At 66.7% G+C, this 5,656-nt stretch carries 6 protein-coding genes; 3 read left to right on the forward strand and 3 right to left on the reverse strand.

The window, feature by feature from the left end:
• Positions 1 to 497 (forward strand): hypothetical protein (locus BRAS3809_RS36650; protein ID WP_035656527.1); only part of this gene is annotated, 497 nt, incomplete at its 5' end.
• Positions 498 to 732: 235 nt separating this feature from the next.
• On the opposite strand, the gene BRAS3809_RS16940 is transcribed toward BRAS3809_RS36650, so the two are convergent.
• Both BRAS3809_RS16940 and BRAS3809_RS16945 read right to left on the reverse strand, forming a co-directional pair.
• Positions 733 to 1,386, reverse strand: coding sequence for a hypothetical protein (locus BRAS3809_RS16940; RefSeq protein WP_008963329.1), 654 nt, complete (start codon positions 1,384 to 1,386; stop codon positions 733 to 735).
• Positions 1,387 to 1,673: 287 nt separating this feature from the next.
• The gene (locus BRAS3809_RS16945) at positions 1,674 to 2,573 is read right to left on the reverse strand and encodes a LysR family transcriptional regulator (protein WP_008963331.1); all 900 of its coding nucleotides are present in this window, start codon (positions 2,571 to 2,573) and stop codon (positions 1,674 to 1,676) included.
• 98 nt (positions 2,574 to 2,671) lie between these two features.
• Between BRAS3809_RS16945 and styA the strand changes: the two genes are divergently transcribed.
• Together styA and BRAS3809_RS16955 are read left to right on the forward strand one after the other, a co-directional pair.
• Positions 2,672 to 3,919: a styrene monooxygenase subunit StyA gene (styA, locus tag BRAS3809_RS16950; protein WP_008963332.1), complete on the forward strand. Its 1,248-nt coding sequence runs from the start codon at positions 2,672 to 2,674 to the stop codon at positions 3,917 to 3,919.
• 13 nt (positions 3,920 to 3,932) lie between these two features.
• Complete coding sequence (locus tag BRAS3809_RS16955) at positions 3,933 to 4,460, forward strand: flavin reductase family protein (RefSeq protein ID WP_008963333.1); 528 nt, start codon at positions 3,933 to 3,935, stop codon at positions 4,458 to 4,460.
• A gap of 446 nt (positions 4,461 to 4,906) precedes the next feature.
• On the opposite strand, the gene BRAS3809_RS16960 is transcribed toward BRAS3809_RS16955, so the two are convergent.
• The coding region (locus tag BRAS3809_RS16960; RefSeq protein ID WP_035656529.1) for an aldo/keto reductase at positions 4,907 to 5,656 on the reverse strand (750 nt) is incomplete at its 5' end.

Raw genomic sequence — 5,656 nt, forward strand, 5'->3', positions numbered from 1 at the left:
TTACCCGCGAAACTCCGTCGGTACGTCAGGTCATCGGACTCGTGCAGTGGATCCACTCCATCGTGGACGTCTGCACCTTGTACGATCTGCCCGCGGCGCCGGAAACCGCACGCCAGCGAATGCGCGACTATGCCGACGAGATTGGCCGCTGCGCGGACGCCCCTCTCGACGCAGTAGGCGCCCTGGTGGCGACAATGGCATCGGCGCCGGCCGAGTATCGCAGCATTGCGGCGAGCATGAAGTCGAATCCGCAGCAGATGGTCACTCAAACGGTCGAAGGCGTCCTCGCGACCGTGCAGCACCCTGAGGCGACCGACACCTGGCGGCGTGCGCGCCTGCCGGCCCTGACCGCGCTTGCCGAACGCCTGCGTCCGCTGCTCACTGCGGACGAGCGCCGTCCGATCGTAAGCAGTCTGGAGGCGGCAAGCCGCGCCGCGCGCGACCCGCAGTTTCAGGCCGGCCTGGCGAACGCCGCGAGCCGGCTGAACGCCAACTGATCATGGGATCGACGATCTGATCGCGTTGCTGGCGCGCATGTCGTCGCCGGGATGACGCCGGTGTTTGCTCGGTCGACCGTCTGAACGCAGCACGCCGGGACGATTGATTTGTAGGGTCGGCAAAGCGGCGCCGTCAGGCGGCGCGTGCCCACAATCTCATTTTGCACACGACACCTGTGGGCACGGTGCTCGCGCCGCTGTCGCGTCGCTGCGCGCCTTTGCTCACCCTACGGATTCACGTGGAGACAACCGATCGTACCGGAGCCATGCCCGCATAGCGCAGCAGCAACCGGTGTGTCGGATAGAAGATCAGGAGCGGCAGCCCGATCAGCAGCATGGCGAACCACGCCGGCCCCGGCATGAAGCTCTGCGCCACCGCATCGCTCAGGCCATATACGTAGTTGATGTTGACCGGCAGGTCGCTGGTGGCGGGCGGCGGCGGCATCAGGAAGTAGCACACCGACAAGAGCGCCCAGGCGCCGACGGTCCAGACCGCGAAGGCGCGGCGGTCATAGCCCAGACGCCACACCAGCCAGGCCAGCACGAAGGGCAGCCAGAAGTGGAAGAACGACAGGCCACGGGTGAACAGCGGCAGCTTGGCGTCGAACATGTAGGCCGTCATGCCCGTGATCGGCAGGCCCGCGGCGGTGCCGAGAAAGTCGACGACCCAGAGCGCCTGCGGCAGCAGGATCCCGACCGCCGGCGCCGAGGCCAGCAGCGGACTCTCCAGCCAGACCGCGGCCAGCGTGGTCAGCAGCGCGACGTCGCAGAAATAGAGGAAGTTGGTCGGGCCGTAGGCTATCAGATAGGTCGGCACCAGCACCGCGCAGAAGGCGGTGTAAGCGAGCTTGAACCACAGCGGAATGCCCGGCTGCGCGGCCTCGGTCATGTCGTCCCTGCCCCTGCAATATCAGCGTTTTCGCAATGACGCGGAGATTGTGGGCAGACTTGCCATCGCGTCAATCGGGATGCTCGCGATGTTCGTGCTCAACGTTAACGAGAGTTTGCCTCGGGCGACGCCCCGGAGGGTGGGCAAAGGCGCCTGGCACGATGGTCGTTTCGATCCGGAATGGCACGCGCCGTGCCCACCATTGAACCGCGCGTTCCATGGCGAGACGGTGGGCACGGTGCTCGCGCCGCTGTCGCGTCGCTGCGCGCCTTTGCCCACCCTACGGTTCACGCGCCGATCGCAAAGACATCCGCGCGCTCGATGATCAGGTCACGAAACAATCGCGCCCTGTGCGACATCCATTGCGGGTCGGGATAGACGACGTGCAGCGGCAGCGAGGGGACGTCGTAGTCGGGCAGCAGATGGACGAGCTTGCCGGAGGCGATGTGTTCGACCGCGCACCAGTCCGGCAGCACGGCGACGCCGAGGCCTTCCAGCGCAGCCAGGGCCATGATGTCGGCGTCGTCGCAGGTCAGCGCCGGCGTGATGCCGACGACGTGGCGGCCGGTTTCGGATTCGAAGCTCCATTCGTTCTTCGGCGACAGCCGCGAATAGGTCACGCAGGGCAGCTGGCGCAGATCGTTCGGCAGCCGCGGCGGGCGATGCCGTGCCAGCAGCGAGGGTGCCGCGACCAGGAGACGCTTGACCGTGCCGACGCGGCGCGCCACCAGCGAGCTCGAGCTCAGTACGCCGATCCGGATGGCGAGTTCGGTGCCGGTCTCGACAAGATCGACAAACTGCTCGGTGAAACGGATGTCGAGCCGCACATCGGGATAGCGGCGGCCATACTCCGCAAAAATGTCGGCGAAGAAGAAGCGGCCGAACGAGGTCGGCACCGTCATTCGCAAGGTGCCCGACGGCGCGCCGACTCGCTTCGGCGACGGCACGCCGGCGCTCTCGAACAAGGTGACGATGTCCTTGGCGAGCTTCAGGACGCGATCGGCCTCGGGCGTGGGGCGCAGCTTGCGCGTGGTGCGCACGAACAGGCGGCAGCCGAACTGCTCCTCCAGGAGCGCGATACGCTTGGTGATCGCGGGCTGGCCAAGGCCGAGATCGGCGCCCGCCTGGGTGAAGCTGCCGGCTTCCATGACGCGGATGAAGGTCTGCAGCGCATCGATCCGGTCCATCCATTCCTCCCCGGAATGAGTTTTATTCTTGCCATTCCGTATACGCGATCGGGAGGACTGGTCTAGCCTCTCAAAAAAATCACGAGGGAGGGTGACCCATGGAAAAGTCGATTGGCATCGTTGGCGCCGGCATCGGCGGGCTGCATCTGGCGCTCTACCTGCAGAAGCACGGCATCCAGGCCACCGTCCTGACTGACCGCGAGCCCGAGCAGTATGCTGCAACGCGGCTGATGAACACCGTGGCGCATCACGGCATCACGGTGGCGCGCGAGACCGAACTCGGCGTGAACCACTGGGACGATCCCGATGTCGTCTACCACCATCATGATCATGTCTTCAATTTTCCGGGCAGCCCCCTGCTCTTTCGCGGCGCGTTCAAGCAGCCGAGCCGCGCGGTCGACTACCGGATCTATCTGCCGGCGCTGATGAAGGATTTCGAGGACCGCGGCGGCACGATCGAATATGCCAGCATCCAGGATGACGACATCCCGGCGCTGGTGGCGCGGTTCGACCTGCTGGTGGTGTCGACCGGCAAGGGCGCGCTGGGGCGGATGTTCAGCCACCGGCCGGAGCTGTCGCCCTACAACCAGCCGCAGCGCCTGCTCTGCGTCGGGCTCTACGACGGCGTCGATCACGGCAGCCCCCATGGAGACGATCCGCGCGGCGTGACGCTGTCGGTATCTCCCGGGCATGGCGAGATGATCGTGATCCCGACCTTGACCTTCGGCGGCATGAAGACGGCGCTTCTGATGGAGAACATTCCCGGCGGCGACATGGCGGATCTCGTCTCGCTCAACTACGATGCCGATCCCCAGGGCTTCCGGCAGACGATGCTCGACAAGCTCGAGAAGCATCATCCGCACACCTACAACAAGATCGACACGCACCGCTTCGACCTGCAGCCGCTGGACCTGCTGCAGGGCGCTGTCGTGCCGACGGTGCGGCGCTCCTCGGTCGGCTTCGACGACGGCAAGATCGCAATCGCACTGGGCGACGTGCACTCGGTGGTCGATCCGATGATGGGCCAGGGCGCCAACATGGCCTCCTATGCCGCCTTCGAGCTCGGCAAGGCGATCGTCGAGGCCGTGGCGTTCGACGACCGCTTCGTCGAGACGGTCGATCGCGCCCGCGAGAACCGGGTGCTCGCAGCGGCGCGCTGGACCAATCTGATGCTGCAGCCGCCGTCGGAGGCGATGGGCCGTTTGATCTTCACGATGGCGCAGAACCGCGCGCTCTGCGACGAGTTCACCGACAATTTCAACTATCCGGAGCGGCAATGGGACCGGCTGGCAAGCGACCGGCGCATCCACGCCTGGATCGACGAGCGGACGCAGCTTGCGGCGTGAGACGGAGGAGCTGATGAGCCATCATCCCGATCCCGCGGGCTTCCGCGCGGCCGCGTCGCGGTTCTCGACCGGCGTCACCGTGGTGACGAGCCGCGGCGCCGATGGCGCGGCGGTCGGCATGACGGCCAACAGCTTCACCACGGTCTCGATGCAGCCGCCGACGGTGCTGGTCTCGCTGAAGCGCGGCCGCACCTTTCAGGCGGTCAGCGTCACGGGCCGCTACGCGGTCAACGTGCTCGCCGCCGACGACGTCGCGATCGGCCGGCATTTCGCCGGGACACCACTGGCGCAAGGCGCGCCGGCGCTGGACGAATGCGACGGCTTCTTCCTGCTGCCCCAGGCCATCGCGCAGTTCGGCTGCGAGGTGGTGAACACAGTGGAGATCGCCGACCACACCCTGTTCATCGGCGAGGTCCGCTGGTGCCGCCACCGCGACGGCCTGCCGCTGGCGTTCTACGCCAGCCGGTTTCGCAATGGGGTGGGCGCGGAGATCTTGGCGAGCGATGCGCTGGCGTATCCGGCGGAGGGATGGACGATTTGATCGCACGACGTGGCGCCAATTCCCCAGTCACTGATGCGGCTGCTCACCCTCATGGTGAGGAGGCGCGCAGCGCCGTCTCGAACCATGAGGCCCGAGTAGCGGGCCTCGCCCTTCGAGACGCCCGCCTGCGGCGGGCTCCTCAGGGTGAGGAACACGATCCTGCCCTGCGTCTCTAACAAAACCCCGATGCGGTTCGCCGGGACGACTTAGTGAGCCAAACATCGTCACATTGAAGACTGCGGGTCCGGCACAGTCGTGAGGCTCAACCGCCGATCGGTCCGGGGTCGACGCCCCCCGTTGTGGCGGCTCCAGGATGACCGGAGCGCGGCCACGTGACGATCGAGCAGCAAGTGTACCGCCCGCCTCGCGCTGTCGTCAAATGGATCGGCGCCGCACGCGCGGCGCTGCCGCCGCGCGTCCACAGGCGCTGCAAAGCCGATCGGCTATCACCGCTCGTTCAGTATCGGGAAGCCGCGCTGGTGCCAGACCGGATAGGCCGCCGGGATGTCGCTGGCGGCGTCGAGCGCTGCGACCTGCTCCGCCGTCAGGCTCCAGCCGACGGCCCCGATGTTCTCGACCAGCTGACGCTCGTCGCGCGCGCCGACGATGATGGCCGACACCGTCGGCCGCTGCAGCAGCCAGTTCAGCGCGACCTGCGGAATGGTCTTGCCGGTCTCCTTGGCAACGCCGTCGAGCGCATCGACCACGCGATACAGCCGCTCCTCCTCGAACTGCGGCCCGGTGCCGGCGATGTCGTGGGCGCGCGTCCCGGGCCTGGCCGGCTGGCCTCGGCGGATCTTACCGGTCAGCTTGCCCCAGCCGAGTGGGCTCCAGATCACCGCGCCGACGCCCTGGTCGATGCCGAGCGGCATCAGCTCCCATTCATAGTCGCGGTTGAGCAGCGAGTAATAGGCCTGGTGCGCGACGTAGCGCGGATAACTGTGGCGGTCGGAGGCGGCGAGCGACTTCATCAGGTGCCAGCCGGAGAAGTTCGAGCAGCCGATGTAGCGGATCTTGCCGGCGCGCACGAGCTGGTCGAGCGTCGAGAGCGTCTCCTCGACCGGCGTGTTGTAGTCCTGGCCGTGCAGTTGATAGAGATCGATGTGGTCGACGCCGAGCCGCTTGAGCGAGCCTTCCACCGCCTCGATCAGGTGCTGCCGCGACGAGCCGTAATCGTTGGGGCCGTCGCCCTTCGG

The sequence above is a fragment of the Bradyrhizobium sp. STM 3809 genome (assembly GCF_000239795.1).
Taxonomy (GTDB): Bacteria; Pseudomonadota; Alphaproteobacteria; order Rhizobiales; family Xanthobacteraceae; genus Bradyrhizobium.

Coding starts and splice junctions, on each gene's coding strand:
- BRAS3809_RS16940 (WP_008963329.1), bottom strand. CDS start 1,386: ATGACCGAGGCCGCGCAGCCGGGCATTCCGCTGTGGTTCAAGCTCGCT.
- BRAS3809_RS16945 (WP_008963331.1), bottom strand. CDS start 2,573: ATGGACCGGATCGATGCGCTGCAGACCTTCATCCGCGTCATGGAAGCC.
- styA (WP_008963332.1), top strand. CDS start 2,672: ATGGAAAAGTCGATTGGCATCGTTGGCGCCGGCATCGGCGGGCTGCAT.
- BRAS3809_RS16955 (WP_008963333.1), top strand. CDS start 3,933: ATGAGCCATCATCCCGATCCCGCGGGCTTCCGCGCGGCCGCGTCGCGG.